The sequence below is a fragment of the Corallococcus sp. AB011P genome (assembly GCF_003611605.1).
Classification (GTDB): domain Bacteria; phylum Myxococcota; class Myxococcia; order Myxococcales; family Myxococcaceae; genus Corallococcus; species Corallococcus coralloides.
This window is the reverse complement of sequence record NZ_RAVX01000003.1, coordinates 105,700-127,870: the sequence shown is the minus strand read 5'-3', so window position 1 is coordinate 127,870 and position 22,171 is coordinate 105,700. Positions and strand designations below refer to the sequence as shown.

Genomic DNA, 22,171 nt, shown 5'->3' with positions numbered 1-22,171 from the left:
GTGGCCATCTATGTCTTCGTAGGCCCCACCTTTCCGGTGGCGGAGGCCCGCGCTGAGCTTGACGCGATCTACCTCCCGCCGGCCGCACAGGGGGATGTGTACCGGGCCTGCCTCAATGAGCCACAAGCCATTGGCATCATTGACGGCTACTTCGAGCGGGTGCCGTCGATCTGGCACAAGGAGATCCTCTGGGCGATGGCTCAGGGCATCCACGTCTACGGCAGCGCCAGCATGGGAGCGCTGCGCGCCGCCGAGCTCCATCCCTTCGGGATGGAGGGTGTCGGGGCGATCTTCGAAGCGTTCCAGAGGGGCGAGCTCGAGGACGATGACGAGGTGGCCGTCGTGCATGCCTCCGCCGAGGACGGGTACAGGCCTCTGTCCGATGCCATGGTCAACATCCGCGCCACCCTGGCGAAGGCGGTGGCGCAAGGGGTCATCAGCGCGGACAGCCAGGGCGCGCTGGAGCGCATGGCGAAGAGCCTCCATTACGTGGAGCGCTCCTATGGAGTCCTGCTCGCGCAGGCGTCCGGGTGGGGGCTTCCCTCCTCAGAGCTCGACGCACTCCGAGCCTTCTTGCCGGAGGGGAAGGTCGACCAGAAGCGTGCCGACGCGCGAGCGATGTTGCGCCTCATGCGCGAGCAGCTTCCACGGCAGGGGCCGAAGCGCATTGACTATGCGTTCGCTCACACCGATGCGTGGGAGCAGGTTCGCAAACAGGCGACGCCTCGAGGCGCCGCCCCGGTCCGACGTGAACGGGACGCGATGTCAGCGCCTGTCCTCGAGGAACTCCGCGTCGCCGGCGCATTCGACTCCGCGCGGACCGGGGCGTTCGTTCGCGCCCTGGTGCTCGCAGAAGCCCGACGGCAGGGGCGCTCGGTGGACCCACGGACGCTCCAGGCGGAGGCAGAGGCCTTCCGGCGCGAGCGTGGGCTCCTGGAGGCCAGAGCTACCGAGGAGTGGATGCGGGCACAGAAGCTCAGTGTGGAGGGCTTCTGGGAGTTGATGCTGGAGGAGGTCTTGCTGCGTTGGGCCTACCAGACGCTCGCGCCCGCACTCACTTCATGTCTTCCGAGTCACCTCCGCGCCTCCGGCGATTACGCCGCGCTCGCAGAGCGCGCAGAGCGCAAACAGCGCATCCTGGATGAGCGAGGCCTGTGCAGCCCAAGCCTGGAAGACACGGGCCTCACGGAGGACCTTCTCTGCCGCTGGTACTTCAGTGAGCGGCTCGGCCAGCCTGTCCCGTCGAACCTCGACGATCATGCCCGCGCCATCGGATGGGCAGACGCCTCCGCGCTTCGCCGCGCCATGTTGCGGGAGTACTGCTATCAGAAGCTCTCGCAATGCGCGGGCGGATAGCCGGCCAGCGCTCAGCCTGGAAAGGCGGATGCAGACTCTACTCAGCGACGGACCATCCTGGACTCCATTCTGCGAAAAACATACAACAGTCGCTTGAGACTGGCCGTTTCACCACCGACCTTGATCCTGAAATCACAATCAGGAAATTTTTTACTCCACCTCAATTTGACTCCGGAATTAAAGTAGGCGTCCACGTCGAATTCATACAGATTGACCTTTGAAAAAGCCAAACTGGGAGCGCCCATGGATAGCGACTGCCGAGCTCGACCCTCCTCATTGAAGTACCACATGAATGGCATCGCCTTTTCGAGTTCCACCCAGTTCTGATTCAGGATCAATGGAAACCCAGAAACAACATATCCCTTCCGATGCGGCAGGAGTCGACGATCAAGAGAAACCTGAAACAGGTCGGACAGTCGCGCAACAGTCGCCAAGGTGATGCCGAACTTGTTCTGCCGAACGGGTTGACCACCAAGCCGAGCGACTTCCTTTTCGCGATACACCTCAATGCCGAGCTTGGTCTTGAAAGCCGGCACTTCCAATTTCACCTTGAAACCCAGGAACTCCTTGCGCAGATAGAGCGGCCCGGTAAGCTGACTTTTCTCGACCTGTCTGAAGCCGAGCACATGCTCCCAGGGAATTTCCATGGGGACCGCGACCTCGGCCTGACGATAAACTTCGAAATCCCCCATGGGGTGGCGTTCGCGTGCCATCTTAAGTTCTTTGTCGAGCTCGTCATGCAACTTGTTAGCGGTCTCTGGATCTCGTTTCCCGATTTGATAGACCTTGTCACGCTTCTTCTGCACGACCTTTTCAGCTGCGGCGAGATTCATTTGGTCTCTTTGGATAGCATCGTACGCGTTGCTGACACGCACATCGACTCCACGAGCGAGGACGGCATAGACCCAACCGTTTCCCGGTGACACGTGATGTTGATCGACCGCCTTAAGAGCGATCTGCATGCTTCGTCCGGTCGAAATGAAGCACGTCAGCAATTGCCTGCGCGGATCCGGGTTGGTGTGGAAGGCGACAGAGTCGTCATACTCCCCGGTCTCGGATTTGTAGATTTTGAATCCTCCCGCCTCTTGGATCTCCTGGGGAGCGCGACTGTCTCCGCGCAGAAGAATCTCCGTCGCCATTGCACCGACGTATCTCTCCTCTATTTCTGTATGTTTTTTGTATATCGGGAGAGTTCCGCGTAACGGCGTCGAGGCGAGAATCTCTTCAATATTCTCATCGAGCTTAACCGTCGATTGCTGCGGCGTAGGGTCCCAGTCGATGTAGTCAATGGCTTGGAATCCTTCCATGAGGGGCTCCCTGAAAACGTGCGAATGCAGTAGTCGGCGCGACACCCGTTGACGGACATGCGCCTGGTTTGAGCCCGCCAGCTTCGGCCAATGGCCCCTGGGGCATGAGCACATTCCATGCCGAGCAACTTCAGGCGTGGCGACTGGCGGAACTCCTGCTGCGGCAACTTCTTGCCGGCGGACCTTGCCGGGCAACCTGGCCCCGGCAAGTTCCTGCCGGCTCGCAAGTGCGCCCTCCCCTGCGGTGACGCTGGCCCGAGCCTTGCTCCTGCCAGGAAGTGTCCGGGACCGCACTCACCTCCCCGGCCCCTGAGAAAAGACAGACCTCATGAACTGCCGGCTCCGGCTCCGGCGCCGGCCGCTGGCCATCTGCGTCCTGGCCCTCACCCTGACGAGCTGTGTCTCGTCTGGCACCGGGCTGAAGGTCCAGATCCGCCTGCGGCCGGACGCCAATGACAACAGCCCCGTCCCGCTCTCCCTGCTCCTCGTCTACGACCAGACCGTGCTCGAGCAGTTGCTCGCCGTCGGCGCGACGCAGTGGTTCGTCGGGCGCGAGCAGTTCCTGCGCGACCACGCCGCGGACGTCCACGAGGAGTTCTACGAGCTGGTCCCCGACCAGTCGCTCCCGGAGTTCCGGCGCTACGTCCCCGCCCATACCGCTGGCGGCCTCGTCTTCGTCGGCTACAGCGCGGAGGGCGAGCACCGCTACCGGTTCGATCCCAAGCGGGCGCTCCAGTTGGAGGTCCGCGCGAACCACCTCTGCCTGACCCAGCCCGAGCTCCAGGGGGACTGCCATGAGCCGTGACGACACGATTCCGCCCCCCATCCACTGGTCCGACGGAATGCTGCTCATGCCGCAGCACTTCCAGCAGCAGGCCCACCACCACGAAGAATCCCTCCGCTACCACCTGCGCCTGCTCAATCCCTTCCACTGGGGCGTGCGGCGTCTGTCCTTTGATGCCCAGGCCCTCGCGGAGGGCTTCTTCCGCGTCCAGGAACTGGAGGCTGTCTTCGAGGACGGCCTCACCGTGCGCTACCCGCCGCCCGAGACGGACGCCGGGAGGAAGCCGCAGGGCCTGGCGCTGGATCTCGGCTCGCTCCGGGAGCGCGCCAGCCAGCAGCCGGTAACCGTCTTCCTGGCGGTCAGCGACGACAAGTTCTCGGGGACGAGCAGCGACCACTCCCGCTTCCAGGCCCAGTCCACCGGCAAGGTGCGCGATGAGCACACGGACGACGGGGATGCCCGCCTCACCGTGCTCCTTCCCCGCATCAAGCTCCAGGCCGACGAGGCCACCCCGGGCTACAGCCTGCTGCCGCTGGTCGCCATCGAGTGCGTCCAGGCCAAGTTCCGCGTGGTGGACGGCGACGTGGCCCCTCGCATCGCCACAGACGCGAACAGCCCGCTCTGGATGCGGTGCGCCTGGCTGGCGAAGGACCTCCGCGCCCGCGCGGCCAGCCTGGACGACAGCATCCGCACCGCCAGCGCCGACACCGAGCGCGCCCTCGTCCACGAGCGCGAGCGCCTGCTCCACCACCTGGTCGCGGGACTCCCCGCCTTCGAGGCGCTGCTCGCCACCGAGCCCCACCCCTTCACGCTTTACCTCGGGCTCTGCTCGCTCGCCGGACAACTGGCCGCCATCGGCCACAGCCGGATTCCGCCTCCCTTCGCGCGGTACGAGCACGCGTCACCCGGGGCCGCCTTCAACTCGGTCATCGAATTCATCCGCGTGAGCCTCGACCAGGGCGTCTCCGACCTCTTCACGGCCATCCCGTTGCGGCAGCTTCAGGACCGCTTCTCCACGCAGGTGGAAGCGGACTGGCTGGACCGCGAGTGGGTGATTGGCATCCAGGGCACGCCAGGGACGACCGAGCGGCAGCTGCTGGACTGGATGCGCGGCGCGCGCATCGGCGCTGAAACCCAGCTCAAGGGCCTGCGTGAGAAGCGCAGCGTGGGCGTGCCCCGCGTGCAGGTGAACCAGTGCCGGGGACTGCTCGCACCGCGCGGCACGCTCCTGTTCTCGCTCACCCCCGAGCCCGGCCTGCTCGAGGCCCGGCAGCCGCTGGCCGTGGAGAACCCACGCGACCCCGAGCACCCGCGAGCGCTCGCGCCTCCCGCCCAGCTGACCCTGTTCGTCGGTCCCCGCACCCGGTCCTCCTGACGCCACATGTCCTCCTCCCTTCCCACCGAGTACCAGCCGCACCGCGCGCCCCTGCTCGAGCAGGCCCGCGAGTTCCTCAGCGAGCTGCTGCGGCTCAAGCAGACGCTCGTCGAGGCCCCGGTGGCCGACCCCGACAGCGACGAGCCCGCGCCCGAGGACGACACGTTCGCGAGGCTTCGGACGACGCTGGTGGAGAAGCTGGAGCGACTGGGCTCCCACCGCGTCCGTGGGAAGGAGGACGCTCAGGAGATCCGTCCGGAGGAGGTCCGCTACGTCCTGGCCGCCTTCACCGACGAGGTGCTGATCCAACACACCTGGCCGGAACGGGGTGCGTGGAGCAGCGCCCTGCTGGAGGAGGAGCTGTTCGGCACCCACGTCGCGGGGGATCAGCTCTTCACCGACATCGAAGCCCTGCTGCGGGAGGCGGACGCGGCCCGCGTGGAGATGGCCGCGGTGTACCTGCTGGTGCTGTCGCTCGGCTTCCAGGGACGCTTCCGGGACAGGGACGCGGGCACCCAGCTCCGCAAGCTGCGGCGGCGGCTCTTCGCGTTCGTCTTCCGGCGGGAGCCGGGCTCGCGCGAACCCGCCCACCGGCTGCTGCCCCAGGCCTACGCGCACACGTTGGACGGCAAGCACGAGCGGCGCCTTGCGTCCCTGCGGCCCTGGGCGTTCGCGCTGGCCGCGGTCGTGGGGCTCGGCGTCGTGGCCGGGAACGTCATCGTGCGCCGCGAGACGCGCGGCCTACGGGCCTCCCTGGACCGCATCCTCGCGCACGGCGAGGTGCCGCGATGAGCGCGCTCGAATCCTTCCTCGCGGGCTGCGTCCCGGTCGTGCTGGCCGCGCTCGGTCAGGGCGTGCGGCTCTGGATGAAGAGCCAGGCGGAGCAGGCGGCGGCGCGGCTCGTGACGGCCGCCACCGAACCACGGACGCCCGCTCCGGAAGTCTCCACGCCTCCCGAGGACGCCGAGAAGCCGGCACCGGGACTGCTGAAGCGGTGGTCACGGCTCCTCACGCCCAAGAAGGGCGGCGCCACTTACGCGGTGCCCCACTGCGTGCTGGTGGGCACGCCCGACGCGGACAGCGCCACGCTCCTCAAGAGCGTCGAGCTCCCGCTGCCCTTCGGCAAGCCCGAGCGTCCCCAGGACCCCACCCGCGCCACCGCGTGGATCTTCAACGAGGGCCAGGTCATCGACCTGCCGGGGCTGACGAAGTCCGCCGAGCCGTCCTTCCGCTCCGCGCTGAAGTCGCTTCGCGGCGCCCGGCCCCTGCGTCCCATCGACGCGGCGGTGCTCGCCCTCCCGGCCGCGTTGCTGCTGGGGACGGACCGCGCGTCCCGCGAGAAGGCCCGCGCGCAGGCGGACGCGGTGGCGAAGGGCCTGCGCACGCTCCAGGACGAGCTGGGCGTCTGCTTCCCCATCTACGTGCTGTTCACGCAGGCCGAGGTGCTTCCCGGGTTCGCCAGCTTCTGCCGCGCGCTGCCCTCGGACATGTGGAACGAGATGTTCGGCTGGTCCAACCCGCATCCGTTCGAAGCGGCGTGGCGCGACGAGTGGATCCCCGAGGCCTTCGAGCGCCTCCATGGGACGCTCACCCGCGTCCAGCTCGAGCTGCTCGCCAGCGAGGAAGGACAGAACGCGCAGGAGCGCGACGCGGCCTTCACCTTCCCCTCCGCGCTGCGGGGGCTGACCGAGCCGGCGCGCGCCCTGCTGGATCCCATCTTCCGGGCCAGCGTCCACCACGAGGCCCTGCCGTTGCGCGGCGTGTACTTCAACGGGGACCTCAGCGCGAGCGAGCGGCTCACGGCGCGAACCCTCGGAGCGCCCGCGCCCGGGCCGCATCCCATCTTCCTCACGCATCTGCTCGACCAGAAGGTCTTCCCTGAAAGCAGCCTGGCCCGTCCGTCCGCTTCGGAGAAGCGCCGCAACCAGCGGGCGCTGACGGCGCTGCGGTGGTCGCTGGCCGTGAGCGTGGTGCTCCTGCCCGTCGGCCTGTGGACGCTCGAACAGCGCCTGCGCGGTGACACGCGGCCCGTGGCCGAGGGCATGGCGGGGCTTGCCCGCCTGAGCACGGAGCGCGCCCATGGCGAGCCGGACGCGGAGGCTGAGCGCCGCCGCGCGGCGACGGTCCTCCAGGAGCTGGCGAAGCTGCCCGGCACGCCCGCGCCGGCCCTGGCCGGACAGCTCCAGGACGCGCTCCGCGTCAGCTTCGAGGACCTGGTGCTGCCCACCCTCCACCGGGAGCTCGGAACCAGGCTCCAGCAGATCCTCGACGGGGAGGTCCAGCACCCCGCGCTTCCTGACGGCCTGCTCGCTCCCGAGGAGACCCCCGAGTTCCAGGCGCTGCGCTCGCTGGATCAGGAGCTGGCCACCTTCACCGCCCAGGTGGACGCGTTCAATGCCTTGCAGAGCCAGTCCGGAAGCAAGCGGCTGCAGACAGTGGACGGGCTCGCGCGGTACCTGCTGCATGCGGACCCTGGCACCGCGTTCCTCCAGAACGGCGCGCGCTACGAAGAAGCGCTCGCGCAGGCCTCAGCGCCCCGCTTCGAGGCGTCGTTGCAAGAGGCGGCGCCGCGCCGGGCCACCGCGCTCGCCGCGAAGCTCTCGCGCCGCCTGTTCGTGGAGAACCCGCTGGAGGCGCGACTGGCGGCGTGCGCCGCCCTGGCCACCCGGCTGGAGGGACGTGGCGGGGAAGGCACGTCCGTGGCGCGGACGGCCCGTGAGCTCGCACAGACCCTGGAACGTCTGCGGACGGAGCTGGCCCGGCCCGGGGCCGTCTGGCTTGGCCCGCCTGGCCTGGGGAAGTCCCTCACCGGGCTGCTGGACTCCGTGCGCAAGTCGCGCGCGCTGGGTGATCCGGCGGCGGCGGACATGGAGCGCCAGTGGACGGGAGAGCTGGACGCGCTGAAGGAGCGGCTGTGCGCGCTCTCCACTCGGGCCACGGGGCCCCTGCTGGCGCGCGACGACCAGGGCTGCAAGCTGGAGCTGTCCCCGGGCGCGCTCGCCCTGGAGAAGGCGCTGAAGGAGCTGCTCGCCCAGGGTTTCATGGCCGAACCCGACGCGCCCCCGCCCGCTTCATCCAAGGGGCCTGTCCGCGTCTTCTGGTCCGAGCCCGCGCTGGACGAAGCCCTCCGCATCACGAAGCTCTACGAAGGCTTCCTCACCGAGGGGCTGACGGCGTTCCCCGGCGAGATGCACGAGGTGGTGGCGGAGGTGGCCCGCCAGCAGCTGGAGCGCCGGCTGAGCATCCAGCTGCTCCGCGCCCGGAAGCTGGAGCCGATGCCCGCTGGCGAAGCCGCGACGCACTCCCCCCAGGCCGAGTCCCAGGTCGCCGCCGAGCTGGCCAACCTCAAGCAGGTGGACGGCAAGCTGCGGCAGCTGCGCGACCTCGGAGACCAGCTGCTCCTGCTCACGACCCGTCAGGAGCTGGGCGACCTGCTGGCGTCACAAGCCGGAAGCCTGCTGGAGCGCGTGGACGCCCTCTTCGAGCGGGACACGCTCTACGCACCGGATCCGCGCTTCTCGCGGTGGCAGGGAAAGACCCCGGCGGCGCTGGAGGCCTTCGGGGTGTCGGACGCCGTGGCCCTGGGGCAGTACCTCAAGACGCAGCGCACGCGCGCCGCCACGCTGGCCCGGGACTACGCCACCCTGCCCGTGTCGCTCCTGTGGGAGGTGTCCGCCACCAGCGAGCGTCCTCCGCTGCTCCTCAAGTGGCGCCGCATCGGAGACGAGCTGCGCGACTGGGAACAGCAGGTGCCCGGCAACTCCGTCCAGGCGCTGGAGTCGTTCGTCCAGCAGGGCCTGATGGGCATCACCCGCGAGCACTGCCTCCAGAGCCTCCCGCCCGCGGGAGACGCGGGCAGGGACTTCTTCCTCGCCCGCCGCGCCAGCTTGCAAGGCCTGGTGGCCCGCCGCTGCGAACAGCTCGTCAGTGATCAACTGGGCGAGGCCTACGCCCGGCTCGCGCGCCGCTTCAACACCACCCTGGCCGGCCGCTTCCCGTTCACCACCGACACGGTGGAGGCCCCTGACGCGGCCCTTCCGGAGGTCCGCGCCTTCTTCCTCGCGCTGGACGAGGTGCTGCCCCTGGTGGACGCCCCGGAGCGCCGGTCGCTGCCGGCCGAGGCGCTGGCATTTCTTGAGCAGGCCCGCGCCACCCGCGCCTTCCTTGCGCCGTTGCTCCTCGACGAAGAGGAAGGACTGGCCGGCTACGGCCTCAAGCTGGAGCCACGCGTCAACGTGGGCGAGGAGCGGCTCGCCAATCAGATCATCACCTGGAGCCTGGTGACGGGCGGACGGAGGCTGTCGGCGGGCAAGCCGGGCGCGTGGCACCCGGGCGAACCCCTCCAGGTGGCGCTGCGCTGGGCGAAGGACGCCCCTTCCGCGCCCCTCGCTCGCGGAGAGGCGTGCGGCGGACCTCGAGCCCCGGACGCGACCGCGCGCTTCGAGTTCGGCGGCACCTGGGCCCTGCTGCGGCTCCTGCGCGCCCAGCAGGGCCGGCCCACGGACTTCGGCGGCGGCGCGGATCCCCGGCCGCACACCCTGCGCTTCGCCATCCGTGTCGAGGAGAAGCGGAGCCGCCTCTGCGAGCAGGCGGTGGCCTTCCTCCGCGTCCCCCTCACCGGCCTGGAGGGAAAGACGCGCTTCACCGCGCCGCGCCTCTGGCCCACACGCGCGCCGTCGGGTGCACCCACCGCCTCACTGACCCGGAGCTCCACGCCATGAGCGCCTCCCTGCTCGACTTCGAGAAGCTGCTCGCGCCCGTCTCCGAAGACGCTCCGGCGGGCCCCTCCCTGCGTCACAATCAGACGTACGACGACATCCGAGAGGCCCGGCGCGAAGACGACCCCGCGCTGCTGAAGGACATCGGACGGGACCAGTTCAAGCACGCCCACTGGCGGCAGGTGAGCCAGCTCTGTCAGGAGGCGCTGCCGCGCTCCAAGGACCTGCAGCTCGCGGCCTGGCTCACCGAAGCGCTGCTCGAACAGCATGGCCTCCCGGGACTCGCGGAGGGCCTGCGCCTGCTGGCCGCGCTGGCTGACAGGTATTGGGACACCGCCTGGCCCGCGCTGGATGACGGCAATGCCAGCCATCGCATCTCGGTGCTCGATTGGCTCGACCGGAACGCGACCCCGAGGCTCAAGCGCATCCCGCTCTCCCAGCCCACGGGAGGCAGCGGCACGGCCTGCTGCTACGCGGACTTTGAGCGCATCCTCCACCGCGAGAAGCATGAAGCGCGGTCGCGCGACGACGAGCCGGCGCGGGACGGCTCCCAGCCCCTGGACGCCCAGGGCTTCCTGAGCGCCCTGCGGTCCACGCCCGCGGCCTTCTACCCTCCCCTGGGCCAGGCCCTGCGCGAAGTGAACGACGCGGCGCTGGAGGTGGAGAGCGTCTTCTCACCGCACCTGGACGAGGAGCGCCCCCTGCTCGGCCAGCTCCGGCGCGCGCTGGAGGACCTGCGGACGGTGCTGGCGCCGGTCAGTGACCTGATGGAGCCCCCGGCCCCGAGCGCCCCTGCGTCCCCGCCTGTCCCATCCACGCCCCTCCCGCCCACGGCGCCCGGGAGTTCCATCCAGAGCCGGGCTGAAGCCTATCAATGGCTGACAGAGGCCTCCGACTACCTGCTCCGCACGGAGCCCCACAGCCCCACGCCCTATCTGGTGAAGCGGGCCGTGAAGTGGGGAGCGATGCCGCTCGGGAGACTCCTCGAGGAGCTGGTCCCAGGCACGGACGACCTCCAATCCATCTTCGCGTTGCTCGCCATCCGGGACGCGAAGTGAAGCGCGCAACCCACGAACAGGAGAAGCAAGACCATGAGCAGTGAAAGCAAGCAGCACTGGCTGGACAGGAACAGGCCGCCGCGGGTGCACATCACCTACGACGTGGAGACGCTCGGCTCCGCCAAGAAGATGGAGCTCCCGTTGGTGGTCGGCATCCTCGCGGACCTGCTGGGCAAAACCAAGCCGAGCGACCTGCTCAAGCAGCGCAAGTTCGTCCAGATCGACCGCGACACCTTCGACGACTTCATGGCCAAGCTCGCGCCTACGCACACGGTGAGCGGGGAGGCGGGCCCGGCCACGCTCACCTTCAAGAAGATGGAGGACTTCGAGCCGCTCCAGATCGTGAAGCAGGTCCCCAAGCTGAACAAACTGCTGCGCGAGCGCCAGCGCCTGGTGGACGTGGTGGCGAAGCTGAGCGGCAATGACAGCCTGAACGCCAAATTCAATGAGGTGTTCATCAAGGGCTCCGCCGCCCTCGCTGCCAAGAAGGCTCAAATCGAGGAACAGCGCCTTCCTTTCAAGGGGGCTCGCGATGCCGCCAAGACCCTCACCGCGAAGGCCCAGGTGTTCAGGGAGCGCCTGGAGGCCGTGGCCAGCGTCATCCACGTGGCCCTGCAGAGCCACCGCGTGGAGGGGGCCTTTGACCGCTTGACGCAACTGCTCCCGGAGGAAGACCTCTCGGAGCTCAAGACCGGTGACGCCGCGAAGCTCAAAACCTTCCGGGAGCAGCACCAGGGCCTCCTGGCGCCTGACGCCAGCAAGCTGATGGAGGGCGCGATTCAAGCGCTGGAAGGCGCGGCCAGCCAGACGCCGCCTGACACAGCCGGAATGACGCAGGCCCAGAAGGACCTCGGGGGCCCGGCGGCAGGCCTCAAGGCGCTCGCCAATCTCAACACCGACATCGCCGACCCGGCCAAGCGCGCCCAGGCCTTGGACGTGCTCCGCAAGATCGCCAAGGGGGCCAGCGCCATCGGTGATGCCCTGAAGAACCTGGAGGAGGCTCCTAGCGTTGACGCAGCGGAAAAGGACAGCGACGTGAAGATGTTCGAGGCCGCCAAGGACCGCCTCAAGAAGACGTCGCTGGCGAACGCGGACAAGCTCATCGCGGAGAGCGAGGCCTTCGCCAAGGACAGGAGCAAGCGCGACGCGCTCCAGAACGAGATCAAGGCCGCCTTCCCCAAGCCGCTCCGGGAGGAGCTGGAGCTCTCCCAGGTCCAGGTGCTGCGTGAGCACCAGCGGAAGATCATGGACGGCGCGGAGGCCCGGGTCATCCAGGCCCGCCGCTTCATGGATGCCAGGTCGCTGGAGAAGGCCCTCGCGACGCGTGAGGAGGCCCGCCAGGTCCTGGAGACCGCGGAGAAGCTCGAAGGCCTCGTCACGACGCTGGGCGACAGCGTCCCTGAGCTCCTGGGGCAGCTCGAGTCCGTCCATCAGCGCGTGGAGGCGTTCCGCGGCGCCGCCGACGCCGCCGCCGCCGAGACCCGGCTGCAGCTCGAAGCCTTCAACAGCACCCACTCGTAATCCCAGCCCAGGAACCCAGCCATGCCCTTAGCAACCGCAGTCATTGATCCGAAGTTGGTGGGAGAACTCGTCAAGCAGATCAAGGAGGGAATCTCCGACGACACCCAGCGGCAAGACGAAGAGCAGGCGCTGAATGCGCTCCTTGTCGACCTCATCCAGACCCGGGAGGTGGTGGTCGGCCCCAATACGGTGACAATGCTTCAGGTCCAGATCGCCCAGATCGACGAGGAGCTCTCCCTGCTCCTCAACGCCATCCTCCACGACAAGGCCTTCCAGAAGCTGGAGGCCACCTGGCGGGGCCTGCACTCCCTGGTCAAGAACACGGAGACCGGCACCGGCCTCAAGCTGCGCGTGATGCACGCCACGCAGGAGGAGCTGCGCGAAGACCTGGAGAACGCCATCGACTTCGACCAGAGCGCGCTCTTCAAGAAGGTCTACGAAGAGGAGTACGGCACCTTCGGCGGGCATCCGTTCAGCCTGCTCATCGGCGACTACGAGTTCACCCACTCGCCGGAGGACGTGGCGCTGCTGACGAACCTCTCCAACGTGGCCGCCGCCGCCCACGCGCCCTTCCTCGCCGCCGCGAGCCCCCAGCTCTTCGGCCTCAAGGACGACTTCACCGGGCTCGACGCGCCCCGCGACCTGGCCATGCGCTTCGAGGCGTCGGACATGATCAAGTGGCGCAGCTTCCGGGAGACGGAGGACTCGCGCTACGTCACCCTGGTGCTGCCGCGCGTGCTGATGCGCCTGCCCTACGGCAAGGCCACGGTCCCCGTGGACGGCTTCATCTTCGAGGAGGACCTCAGCGTCGCGGGCGACGGCGGCGACGGCGCCAAGGCCCACGGCAACTACCTGTGGGGCAACGCCGTCTGGAAGCTGGGCGAGCGCATCACCCACGCCTTCTCGCTGTACGGCTGGTGCGCGGCCATCCGCGGCTTCGAGGGCGGCGGCACCGTCTCCGACCTGCCCCTGCACACCTTCACCACGGACAGCGGCGAGGACGTGGTGAAGATCCCCACGGAGCTGGCCATCACCGACCGCCGGGAGAAGGAGCTCAACGACCTGGGCTTCCTCGCGCTCGTCTACCGCAAGGGGGACGACAAGGCCGTCTTCTTCGGCTCACAGACGACCAACAAGCCCACGAAGTACGCCAGCCTGGACGCCACCGCCAACGCGCAGGTGTCGTCGATGCTGCCCTACCTGCTCGCGGCCTCGCGCTTCGCCCACTACATCAAGGCGATGATGCGCGACAAGATTGGCAGCTTCATGACGCGCGGGAACGTCGCCTCGTTCCTCAACAACTGGATCAGCGACTACGTCCAGCTCAACGACGAGGCCTCCCAGGACATCAAGGCCAGGCAGCCGCTGCGCGAGGCCCGCATCGACGTCACCGAGGAGCCCGGCAAGGTGGGCTCCTACAAGGCGGTCGTCTACCTCAAGCCCCATTTCCAGCTCAACGAGCTGAACGCCTCCATCCGGCTCGTCGCCAGCCTGCCGCCGCCCGCGGCCTGAACCCTCTCACGCCTGGAATAACCCGCCATGCAAAACATCTACATCAGCTTCCCTGACGTCAAGACGCTCGCTGGCCAGTCCACCACCACGGAAGGCAAGGATCAGATCGAGCTGCTCTCGTTCAGCCACGGGGTGTCCATGCCTCTCTCCGCGGGCGCGCCCTCCAACACCAGCCGCAGGCACGGCCGGTGTTCCCACCAGGACTTCACCATCACCAAGTACGTCGACACGGCGTCTCCGTCCCTCAACCACTACTGCAGCGGTGGCAACACCCTGAAGAAGGCCGTCATCACCATCTACCAGGCGAGCGAGGAGGACTCCAAGAGCGCGCCGGTGGCCTTCTTCACCTACGAGCTGGACAACGTGCTCATCAGCTCGGTGTCGGTGGGCGCGGGCGGCGGGGACCTGCCCATCGAAACCATCTCGCTCAACTACACGGCGATCAAGTGGGCCTACAAGAAGCAGAAGCAGGAGAGCCCGGGCACCGCCAGCGGTGATGTCTCGTCGTCGTGGGATCTGACGAAGAACGCTTAGTTCCCCACGACAGGGGCACCGGAGCCACGAGATGAAACAGCGCAATGACAATCACGTGGCCCCGATGCCCCTGTTCGACCGGCTCATCGACGATGAGCCGAGGCGGCGGAACGGCCCACCCCTGCCGAAGACCTTGAGCGAGGAGCAGCTGCGGGAGTCGGTGCACCGGGAGCTGACCCGGCTGCTCAACACCCGGAGCCGCCTCTCGCTCCAGCAGGCGGAGACGCTCGCGCCGGACGCGTGGACCGTCCTCGACTACGGCCTGCCTGACGTGGCGACGCTCCGCTCCGCGTCGTCCACGGACCGGGCCCGGCTGGCCCAGGTGCTCTCACGCACCATCACCGCCTTCGAGCCCCGGCTGGGCGAGGTGCGGGTCGCGGTGGAGCCGCACGCCACCCGGGAGGACGCGCTGCGCGTGCTCGTGTCCGGCCTGCTGTGGATGGAGCAGCGCGCCGAGCCCCTCACCTTCGCCCTGGAACTGCGCAACCGCGCGGGAGGTCCCACGTGAAACCCACGGATGCACTGCTGCGGGTGTATCAGCAGGAGCTGGATCAACTGCGCGAGTCGTCCGAGCGCTTCGCCGCGAAGTACCCCAAGGTCTCCCAACGGCTGGGCCTGGTGGACAAGGCCTGGGACGATCCGCACACCGCGCTCTTGATGGAGTCCTTCGCGTTCCTCACCGCGAGGGTGCAGCACGGCTTCCAGCAACAGCTCCCGGAGATCAGCACCGCCCTGCTCGGGCTCATCGCACCCCACCTGGTGGAACCGATGCCCTCCATGGCCATCGCCCGCCTGGTGCCCGGCGCTGTTCCTCCGGACGGGCTGAAGCTCCCCCAGGACACCCCGCTGTTCACGAGGGACACGCCGCGCAAGGCCACCTGCCGGTTCCGCACCCGCTACCCCACCACGCTGTGGCCCGTGGAGGTGAAGGAGGTCCGGCTCTGCTCCATTCAGGAATTCAAACCCCTCGTGACGGAGCGGGGCACCGCCCAGGCGGTCCTGTCGATCCAGTTGGAGTCGCGGCAGCTCCCCTTCGCCAAGCTGGAGATGGACACGCTCCGGCTGTTCCTCGGAGGAGACCCGCTGGAGTCCTCCAGGCTCTACGAGCTGCTCGCGCGGCACGCGCTCGGACTGGCCGTCTTCTCCGGCGAGCGGCGCGACCCGCGGAAGCGCGAGGAGCTGCGGCTGGTGCCAGGACAGCCCATCCGGCCGGTGGGGCTCGAGGCGGACGAAGCGATGCTCCCGGGCCACCGGCATGGGCGGACCGGACACCGGCTCCTGCAGGAGTACTGCGTCTTTCCGGAGAAGTTCCTGTTCTTCGACTTCGAGCCCGGCCGGCGGAACGTCCAGGCGGCGAAGGACACCCGGCTGGAGTTGGCCATCCCGCTGGACATCAAACCCGACGACCTGCCCGCCTTCTCGGAGCGGAGCCTGCTCACGGGCTGCACCCCCGTCGTCAACCTCTTCTCCCGGGTCAGCGAGCCCATCCGGGTGGACCACCGGCGCACCGAGTACCGGCTGGTTCCCGACGCGCACTGGGAGTCCACCACGGAGGTGCACTCCATCCAGGAGGTCCGCGCCTCCATGAACGAGAAGGATCCGACCGGTGTGGTCGCGCCCATGTTCGCCTTCAACCACGCGGTCGGGCGGCGCAAGCCCCGGACGTTCTGGAGCGCGCGCCGCGAACCCGCACGTGGCGCGCAGGCACTGGGGACGGACCTGTACCTGTCCTTCCTGGACCTGGACTTCAACCCCCAGGTCCCGGACGAGCGGACGCTCTACGCGCACATCCTCTGCACCAACCGGCACCTCGCCGCGCAGCTGCCTTCCGGTGCGGAGCTGCACTGTGAGGGACTCCCGCTCCCGGAGGTCCGCCTCCTGAAAGCGCCGACGCCACAGCGGGATCCACCGCTGGGAGGGAGGACCCTCTGGCAGTTCGTCTCGCAGGCCTCCTTCGGCCACCACTCCATCACCGCGCTCCCCAATGGCGTGGAGGTGCTGCGGGAGATGATCCGGCGCCACGGGCACGAGGGCGACGAGGCCCTGGAGAACCAGCTCCGGGGACTGCTCAAGCTGGAGAGCCGCGACTTCGTGCACCCGATGTCCGCGGACGGCTGGCGCGGCTTCTGCCGGGGCCTGGAGCTGGTGCTCACCGTGGATGAGTCGCGGTTCGTGGGCGGCAGTGCGCTGCTGCTGAGCGCGGTGCTCAACCACTCCTTCGGGCTCAACGCGCCGGTGAACACCCTGGTCCGGCTGACCCTCGACGCGCACAACCCGCTCACCGGCAAGACCGAGAGGAGGAAGCAATGGCCGCCCATGTCCGGCGAGATGCACGTCCTGTGAATCAGCAACTGAGGGACGAAGCGCACCGCTTCGACTTCTACCAGGCCGTGCGCCTGCTGAAGGCGGACCCGCGAAAGACGGTGCGCTTCCGCTCCAAGACGTCCATGGCCTTCCCCGCCACGGACGTGGACTCGTTCCGCGTGGACGACGACGGGACGCAAGAGCTGTGGGTGAACTTCCTCGGCATGGCCGGAGCGCACGGCCCCCTCCCCGCTCCGTTCACGGAGCTGCTCCGTGACCGGGTCCACGACGGAGACACCGCACTGCGGGACTTCCTGGACATCTTCAATCACCGCCTCGTGTCCCTGATGTACGAGGCGCGCGCCCAGCGGCGCGTGGGCCTGGCAGTGACGCATCCCCGGCACCATCCCTTCGCGCGGTACCTGAGCGCGATCCTGGGCACGCTGGACTGGCCGGAGCGGCTCCAGCTGGGACTGATTCCCCACACCCGGGTCCTCACGTCGGGTGCGCACGACTCCATGGCGGCCCTGGAGCAGCTGCTGGCGGAGCGGCTGGGAACGCGCGTGCAGGGCCAGCCGCTCGCGGGGGAATGGCTCCCGCTCGCGCCCGAGCAGCGGACACACCTGGGCAGGGGCGGCCTGGCGTTGGGCCGGGGCGCGGTGCTCGGCACCCGCGCGTGGGATCCGCAAGCGCGCTTCACGCTGCGGTTCGGCCCGCTGCCATGGCGCGAATTCGTCCAGCTCCTCCCCGGCCGCGCCGCCTTCGAAACGGCCGTCACGTACACCCGCCTGGTGGCGCCGCCCCACCTGACCTTCGACTTCGTGCTGCTGCTGGAGGCGAAGGAGGTCCCCGCGCTGAGGCTGGGTCGCCGCCAGAGGATGAACCGCGGGCCGAGGCTGGGACGGACCTCCTGGCTGCACCCCATCCCCCTGTCGGCCACGCCCTTCGAGGTGCGCCTCTCCAGCCGTCACATCCGCAACGCCTGAGCCGCCCATGGACGACACCCAGGACAACCTCTACCTGAGCATCGAGACCCCGCTGGGCAAGGACGTACTGCTGGCGCGCTCCTTCCATGGCGAGGAGCGGCTCTGCGCGCCCTTCCGCTTCGACCTGGAGCTGCACTCGCGCCACGGCGACCTGGACTTCACCCAGGTGGTGGGCCAGGGCGCCACGGTGAGGCTGGAGCTGCCGGACGGCACGCCGCGGTACTTCCACGGGCTCGTCACGCGCTTCATCCAGGCCGGCACGCGCAAGGACTTCACCACCTACTTCGCGGAGCTGCGGCCCTGGCTGTGGCTGCTCACCCTCACGCGAGACAGCCGCATCCACCAGAACCTGAGCGTGCCGGAGATCGTCGAGGCGACCTTCAAGCGCCACAACCTGGGCGAGTTCCGCAAGGACCTGAAGGGCACGTATGCCCCACGCGACTACTGCGTGCAGTACCAGGAGAGCGACTTCGACTTCGTCTCGCGGCTCCTGGAGGACGAGGGCATCTTCTATTTCTTCGAGCACGCGCAGGGGAAGCACACCCTGGTGCTCGCGGACGACGCCTCCGCGCACACGGCCTGCGCGGGACTGGAGCAGGTGCGAGTGGCCGGCCAGGACACGACGCTCCGGCCAGAGGACACCCTCACCGAGTGCACGCTGGAGCAGCAGGTCGTCCCGACCGCGCACGCGATGGGGGACTTCGACTTCGAGGTCCCCACCGCGCCCCTGAGCGCGGAGGTGCCCGCGGGCGCCAGCCCCTCGCTGCGGCGCTACGAATACCCCGGCGGCTTCCTGAAGCAGGCGGCTGGAGAGGCGCGCGTGAAGCTGCGCAAGCAAGCCGCCGAGGCGCCGGCGAAGACCCTGAGCGGCCGGGGACGGGTCCGGGCCTTCATCTCGGGAGGCAGGTTCACGCTCGCGGAGCACGACCGGGCCAGCATCAATGGGGACTACGTGCTGCGCCAGGTGGTCCACGCGGCGACGGACGAGGCGTACAGCAACAGCTTCGAGGCCTTCCCGGCGGACGTCCCCTTCCGGCCCGAGCCGCGGACACCCCGCCCGGTGATGGTGGGCGCGCAGACCGCCCTCGTCGTGGGCAAGAGCGGCGAGGAGATCTGGACCGACAAGTACGGGCGCGTGAAGGTGCAGTTCCACTGGGATCAGCAGGGCAAGAGCGACGAGAACAGCTCGTGCTGGATCCGCGTGGCGCAGGGTTGGGCGGGCAAGTCCTTCGGCAGCATGTTCCTGCCCCGCGTGGGCCAGGAGGTGCTGATCACCTTCCTCGAAGGGGACCCGGACCGGCCGCTCGTCACGGGCGGCATCTACAACGCCCAGCAGACCGTCCCCTACGCGCTCCCTGAAAACCAGACGCGGAGCACGCTCAAGACGCAGTCCTCCAAGGAGGGCGACGGTTTCAACGAGCTGCGCTTCGAGGACAAGAAGGACGAGGAGGAGGTCTTCCTCCAGGCCCAGAAGGACCTGAACGTCACCGTCAAGAACGCCCGCACCACGACCATCGAGGAAGCGGACGACACGTTGACGGTGAAGAAGGGCAACCGCGTCATCACCGTGGAGACCGGGGATGAGACCCACGACGTCAAAGGCAAGCGGACGCTGACCGTCACCGGTGAGGAGACGCACACCAGCAAGGCGAAGTTCACCCACGACGTGGGTGGCGACTACGTGCTCACGGTGAAGGGGGACCTGACGCTCGACGTGACGGGCGCGGTGACGATCAAGGCCGGCAAGTCGCTGACGCTCAAGGCCGCGCAGGAGTTGACGGTCACCGCGGGCACGAGCGTCACGCAGGAGTCGGGAACGGACTTCACCAACAAGGCCGGCACCGGCCTGACGAACACAGCGGGGACGGCGCTGACGAACAAGGCGGGAACGAACCTGGTCAACGACGCCGGCATGGAGCTGACCAACAAGGCCAGCATGTCCCAGACCGTGGATGGCGGCGCGATGCTCACCGTGAAGGGCGGACTGGTGAAGATCAATTGAGCCCGCCCGACGAAAAGAACCCCGCGGTGACCGAACGCGATGAGCAGGGCCGCAAGCTCAAGCAATACACGCTCGACGCTGACGGCAAGCCGCACGGCGTGCTGAAGCTGTACGAGGAAGGAACGCTGGCCCAGCAGTTCACCTTCCGCCATGGGCAACTGCATGGCGAAGCGTATGTCTATGAGCAGGAAGAGCCACGACTGCACCAGACCTTCGCCCGGGGGGTGTTGCACGGCCCGTTCACCGCGTTCCACGTCGAGACAAGACAGCCCGCCCTGAAGGCCCACTACCGGGACGGAAAGCTGGACGGCGACCACGAGAGTTTCAGCCCGCGGGGGGCCCTGCTCCGCAAGGCGCGCTACGCGAAGGGCCAGCTCACGGACGAGGTCGTCGAGTTCCATGACAACGGCCAGGTCCGCACCCGGACGCCCTACGTGAGCGGCAAGCCCCACGGCGAGGCCCTGGAGTTCCATCCGGACGGGAAGCTCGCGAGGCGAACGGTCTTCGAGCACGGAATGCCCATCGAGGGACCGGAGGAGTTCGCGCCAGCGGATTCCCGCCCGTGGCTCATCAAGGTCGCAATGGGGCTGCCCCAACTGAAAGGGAAACCGGCATGAGTTTGCAGACCTGCGTGGGAGCCACGATGCAGTGCAGCTTCGGGGTGGCACCGAGCACGCTGGCGGTGTTGCCCACGAACAAGGTGCTCGTCGGAGGTCAGCCGGCGGCGACGATCATGGATCACGCGCCGTTCGTGAACATCCCCCCGTTCGGGATGTGCAACTCGGTGAGCAACCCCACCGTGGCCGCCGCGACGGCCGCCGCCCTGGGCGTACTGACACCCATGCCCTGCGTGCCGGTGACGCCCGCTCCCTGGCTGACGGGAGCGCCCACGGTGCTGATCGGGAACACGCCCGCGCTGAACAACACCTCGAAGCTGATGTGCACCTGGGGAGGCGTGATCCAGACGCTCTCCCCCGGCCAGGCCACGACCCAGGTGCCGTGAGCCAACACCTTTCCCGCAACACCCACCCAGAAGGAGCAGTACATGCCCACGCCGCAGCCGAATGTCGTCGTTTCTCCCAAGCTTCCCCAGGACCTGAACCAGCAGGCCAAGGACATGGAAGACACTTTCAAGAAGCAGCAGAACGATTTCGAGAAGAACCAGCTCGCCTTGGAGACCGCGCAGGCCGAGTGGCAGATCGCCCAGATCGAGGGGGAGTTCGCGAGCGCCGAGTTGGACAGGGAGCGGGCCATTGAAAAGGCCCGCGCCCCGGTCGTCGTGGCGGAGAAGGCCCGCGACGATGCACAGAAGAACTTCCGGGCAATGAAGGGCGAGCCAGGAAAGATCGCCCGCCTTGAGGCCGAGCGCGACAGCAAGAAGGAGGAGTTCGACCGGCAGAAGCGAGCGGCGGACGAGGCTGGCACCGAGCAGAAGAAAGCGGATGATGCCGCCAAGGTGGCGAAGGATCGGAAGGATGCCGCGGACAAGGCTGCCGCCGAGGCGCAGAAGGCGCTGGACAAGGCCGAGAGCGACCTGAAGACCGCGAAGGAGGATGAGCCCAAGCTCACCCCAGACGAGCGCTCCAAGGCCCAGGAGGCGCGGCGCACGTTGGCGGAGGCCGAGTCCGAGCTCAAGAAGGCCCAGGCCCGCTCCAAGGCCGAGGAACTCGAGGCAGAGACGGAGTTCACGAAGGCCGCCAGCGATGCCCGCAAGCGCCAGTTCACCATCATGAAGGCGCTCTCGAGCAAGCCAGGCGCCGTCCCTGCCGGAGGCTAGGAGCGCAAGGCATAACGGACACAAAGCCAGAGTCATACCCAGGAGCGCGAGGGCTCCTTCCGTCCCTCGCGCTCACCGCAGTCGCCATCTGCCCACCCCCACTTCGCGCGATCAGAAGCAGAGCAGTAGCCTTCACTGTTCACCCGTCAGTCCCGCGTCAGCGCCAAGCATTCCCATCTCCTGCATGTCGACATGGGCTCGACGCTCGCCCTTGATGTCTACTCGCTCAATTTCGAAACCGGCTCTGCGCCGACTTCAAGTCTAGCCACCACCAGCGAGGGCCACATCACAAACCCAAATCTTGAGAAAAATCATGAACATGACGCCCGAAGTTAAAACTCCCGCCGGAAAAATAATCACGAACATGGCGACCGAAATTTCCGGAAAGAAAATCACGAAAGAAATGAGAGATCTGGCAGAGTCAACATTCAGGGTGCACCCAGTCGCCATGTGTGTTTGCGTGGGCGTCCGTCACACTGGTGGACGCAAGGCCAAAGGTCGCGCCGTCGATGGAAGGGCGCGGCTTGCCTTCGCTGCCATCAACGGGAAGGAGGGGCGCATCCACCTCATGGACAATCTCACCGTTCTTCAGGAGTTCACTGGCGTCACGGCGGGCACGCTCACGGCCGATCTGATAACAATGGCCAGTAGTCTCAACATCTACGGAAGTGCGAAACGGGGCTCTAAGGCTATCGTCCAGCAGGCGCCATGGACAACACACAATTGCGCCGAATCAAACCTCGCTCTATTCATCTACAAGCTTGGCATGAGGACGCATGATTTCACTATCGCAGCCTATGGCAACAATGATGGGCGGATTGATTTCAAGGCACCGTGCAGCAATTGCGCCCAATGGGTCCGCCAGCACTTCAAAATGCTAACGGAGTATGAGGGTTCCCTCCAAAAAAGTCTGTTCAGGAAAGCGGGATGACCGCAG

At 67.7% G+C, this 22,171-nt stretch carries 18 protein-coding genes; 17 read left to right on the top strand and 1 reads right to left on the bottom strand.

The window, feature by feature from the left end; all coding sequences use genetic code 11:
* Positions 1 to 1,356, top strand: coding sequence for a TfuA-like protein (locus tag D7X30_RS10435; RefSeq protein ID WP_199724239.1), 1,356 nt, complete (start codon positions 1 to 3; stop codon positions 1,354 to 1,356).
* Between the two features lie 41 nt (positions 1,357 to 1,397).
* Here the strand turns inward: D7X30_RS10435 and D7X30_RS41620 are convergent, their stop codons facing one another.
* Positions 1,398 to 2,663 carry a hypothetical protein gene (locus tag D7X30_RS41620; RefSeq protein WP_147443154.1) on the bottom strand — a complete coding sequence of 422 codons (1,266 nt, stop codon included), beginning with the start codon at positions 2,661 to 2,663 and terminating at the stop codon, positions 1,398 to 1,400.
* Positions 2,664 to 2,991: 328 nt separating this feature from the next.
* On the opposite strand from D7X30_RS41620, the gene D7X30_RS10425 reads away from it, so the two are divergent.
* The 16 genes from D7X30_RS10425 to D7X30_RS41615 all read left to right on the top strand — a co-directional run bounded on the left by D7X30_RS10425 (position 2,992) and on the right by D7X30_RS41615 (position 22,165).
* On the top strand, positions 2,992 to 3,468 hold the full coding sequence (locus D7X30_RS10425) for a hypothetical protein (protein WP_120562743.1): 477 nt from the start codon (positions 2,992 to 2,994) through the stop codon (positions 3,466 to 3,468).
* Positions 3,458 to 4,822, top strand: a complete 1,365-nt coding sequence (gene tssK / locus D7X30_RS10420) for a type VI secretion system baseplate subunit TssK (protein WP_120562742.1) — start codon at positions 3,458 to 3,460, stop codon at positions 4,820 to 4,822. The genes D7X30_RS10425 and tssK overlap by 11 nt, the downstream gene beginning before the upstream one ends.
* Positions 4,823 to 4,828: 6 nt before the next feature.
* Positions 4,829 to 5,614 carry a DotU family type IV/VI secretion system protein gene (locus D7X30_RS10415; protein WP_120562741.1) on the top strand — a complete coding sequence of 262 codons (786 nt, stop codon included), beginning with the start codon at positions 4,829 to 4,831 and terminating at the stop codon, positions 5,612 to 5,614.
* On the top strand, positions 5,611 to 9,543 hold the full coding sequence (locus D7X30_RS10410; RefSeq protein ID WP_120562740.1) for a type VI secretion protein IcmF/TssM N-terminal domain-containing protein: 3,933 nt from the start codon (positions 5,611 to 5,613) through the stop codon (positions 9,541 to 9,543). Before D7X30_RS10415 ends, D7X30_RS10410 begins: the two co-directional genes overlap by 4 nt.
* Positions 9,540 to 10,598 (top strand): type VI secretion system protein TssA, encoded by a 1,059-nt coding sequence (gene tssA, locus D7X30_RS10405; protein ID WP_120562739.1) that lies wholly within the window; start codon positions 9,540 to 9,542, stop codon positions 10,596 to 10,598. The genes D7X30_RS10410 and tssA overlap by 4 nt, the downstream gene beginning before the upstream one ends.
* 33 nt (positions 10,599 to 10,631) lie before the next feature.
* Positions 10,632 to 12,119, top strand: a complete 1,488-nt coding sequence (tssB, locus tag D7X30_RS10400) for a type VI secretion system contractile sheath small subunit (RefSeq protein WP_120562738.1) — start codon at positions 10,632 to 10,634, stop codon at positions 12,117 to 12,119.
* A gap of 21 nt (positions 12,120 to 12,140) precedes the next feature.
* Positions 12,141 to 13,631 (top strand): type VI secretion system contractile sheath large subunit, encoded by a 1,491-nt coding sequence (gene tssC / locus D7X30_RS10395; protein ID WP_120562737.1) that lies wholly within the window; start codon positions 12,141 to 12,143, stop codon positions 13,629 to 13,631.
* Between the two features lie 27 nt (positions 13,632 to 13,658).
* Complete coding sequence (locus D7X30_RS10390) at positions 13,659 to 14,165, top strand: type VI secretion system tube protein Hcp (protein WP_120562736.1); 507 nt, start codon at positions 13,659 to 13,661, stop codon at positions 14,163 to 14,165.
* 31 nt (positions 14,166 to 14,196) lie between these two features.
* Entirely contained in the window at positions 14,197 to 14,673 is a 477-nt protein-coding gene (tssE, locus tag D7X30_RS10385) for a type VI secretion system baseplate subunit TssE (protein ID WP_120562735.1), read from the top strand.
* Complete coding sequence (tssF, locus tag D7X30_RS10380; RefSeq protein WP_158619229.1) at positions 14,670 to 16,508, top strand: type VI secretion system baseplate subunit TssF; 1,839 nt, start codon at positions 14,670 to 14,672, stop codon at positions 16,506 to 16,508. Before tssE ends, tssF begins: the two co-directional genes overlap by 4 nt.
* Positions 16,505 to 17,455, top strand: coding sequence for a type VI secretion system baseplate subunit TssG (gene tssG / locus D7X30_RS10375; RefSeq protein ID WP_158619228.1), 951 nt, complete (start codon positions 16,505 to 16,507; stop codon positions 17,453 to 17,455). Before tssF ends, tssG begins: the two co-directional genes overlap by 4 nt.
* A gap of 7 nt (positions 17,456 to 17,462) precedes the next feature.
* A complete protein-coding gene (locus tag D7X30_RS10370; RefSeq protein WP_120562732.1) occupies positions 17,463 to 19,457 on the top strand; it encodes a type VI secretion system Vgr family protein in 1,995 nt (664 codons plus the stop codon).
* A gap of 26 nt (positions 19,458 to 19,483) precedes the next feature.
* A complete protein-coding gene (locus D7X30_RS10365) occupies positions 19,484 to 20,074 on the top strand; it encodes a toxin-antitoxin system YwqK family antitoxin (RefSeq protein ID WP_158619227.1) in 591 nt (196 codons plus the stop codon).
* Entirely contained in the window at positions 20,071 to 20,460 is a 390-nt protein-coding gene (locus D7X30_RS10360) for a DUF4280 domain-containing protein (protein WP_120562730.1), read from the top strand. Before D7X30_RS10365 ends, D7X30_RS10360 begins: the two co-directional genes overlap by 4 nt.
* 42 nt (positions 20,461 to 20,502) lie before the next feature.
* On the top strand, positions 20,503 to 21,234 hold the full coding sequence (locus D7X30_RS10355) for a hypothetical protein (protein ID WP_120562729.1): 732 nt from the start codon (positions 20,503 to 20,505) through the stop codon (positions 21,232 to 21,234).
* 313 nt (positions 21,235 to 21,547) lie between these two features.
* Positions 21,548 to 22,165 (top strand): hypothetical protein, encoded by a 618-nt coding sequence (locus D7X30_RS41615; RefSeq protein WP_147443153.1) that lies wholly within the window; start codon positions 21,548 to 21,550, stop codon positions 22,163 to 22,165.
* The last annotated feature ends 6 nt before the right edge of the window (positions 22,166 to 22,171 follow it).

Excerpts from the sequence above, each read along its gene's own strand:
- D7X30_RS10360 (WP_120562730.1), top strand. The coding sequence starts at position 20,071 with ATGAGTTTGCAGACCTGCGTGGGAGCCACGATGCAGTGCAGCTTCGGG.
- D7X30_RS10410 (WP_120562740.1), top strand. The coding sequence starts at position 5,611 with ATGAGCGCGCTCGAATCCTTCCTCGCGGGCTGCGTCCCGGTCGTGCTG.
- D7X30_RS10425 (WP_120562743.1), top strand. The coding sequence starts at position 2,992 with ATGAACTGCCGGCTCCGGCTCCGGCGCCGGCCGCTGGCCATCTGCGTC.
- tssB (WP_120562738.1), top strand. The coding sequence starts at position 10,632 with ATGAGCAGTGAAAGCAAGCAGCACTGGCTGGACAGGAACAGGCCGCCG.
- tssE (WP_120562735.1), top strand. The coding sequence starts at position 14,197 with ATGAAACAGCGCAATGACAATCACGTGGCCCCGATGCCCCTGTTCGAC.
- tssA (WP_120562739.1), top strand. The coding sequence starts at position 9,540 with ATGAGCGCCTCCCTGCTCGACTTCGAGAAGCTGCTCGCGCCCGTCTCC.
- D7X30_RS41615 (WP_147443153.1), top strand. The coding sequence starts at position 21,548 with ATGAACATGACGCCCGAAGTTAAAACTCCCGCCGGAAAAATAATCACG.
- tssC (WP_120562737.1), top strand. The coding sequence starts at position 12,141 with ATGCCCTTAGCAACCGCAGTCATTGATCCGAAGTTGGTGGGAGAACTC.
- D7X30_RS41620 (WP_147443154.1), bottom strand. The coding sequence starts at position 2,663 with ATGGAAGGATTCCAAGCCATTGACTACATCGACTGGGACCCTACGCCG.
- D7X30_RS10415 (WP_120562741.1), top strand. The coding sequence starts at position 4,829 with ATGTCCTCCTCCCTTCCCACCGAGTACCAGCCGCACCGCGCGCCCCTG.
- tssK (WP_120562742.1), top strand. The coding sequence starts at position 3,458 with ATGAGCCGTGACGACACGATTCCGCCCCCCATCCACTGGTCCGACGGA.
- D7X30_RS10355 (WP_120562729.1), top strand. The coding sequence starts at position 20,503 with ATGCCCACGCCGCAGCCGAATGTCGTCGTTTCTCCCAAGCTTCCCCAG.
- D7X30_RS10390 (WP_120562736.1), top strand. The coding sequence starts at position 13,659 with ATGCAAAACATCTACATCAGCTTCCCTGACGTCAAGACGCTCGCTGGC.
- D7X30_RS10370 (WP_120562732.1), top strand. The coding sequence starts at position 17,463 with ATGGACGACACCCAGGACAACCTCTACCTGAGCATCGAGACCCCGCTG.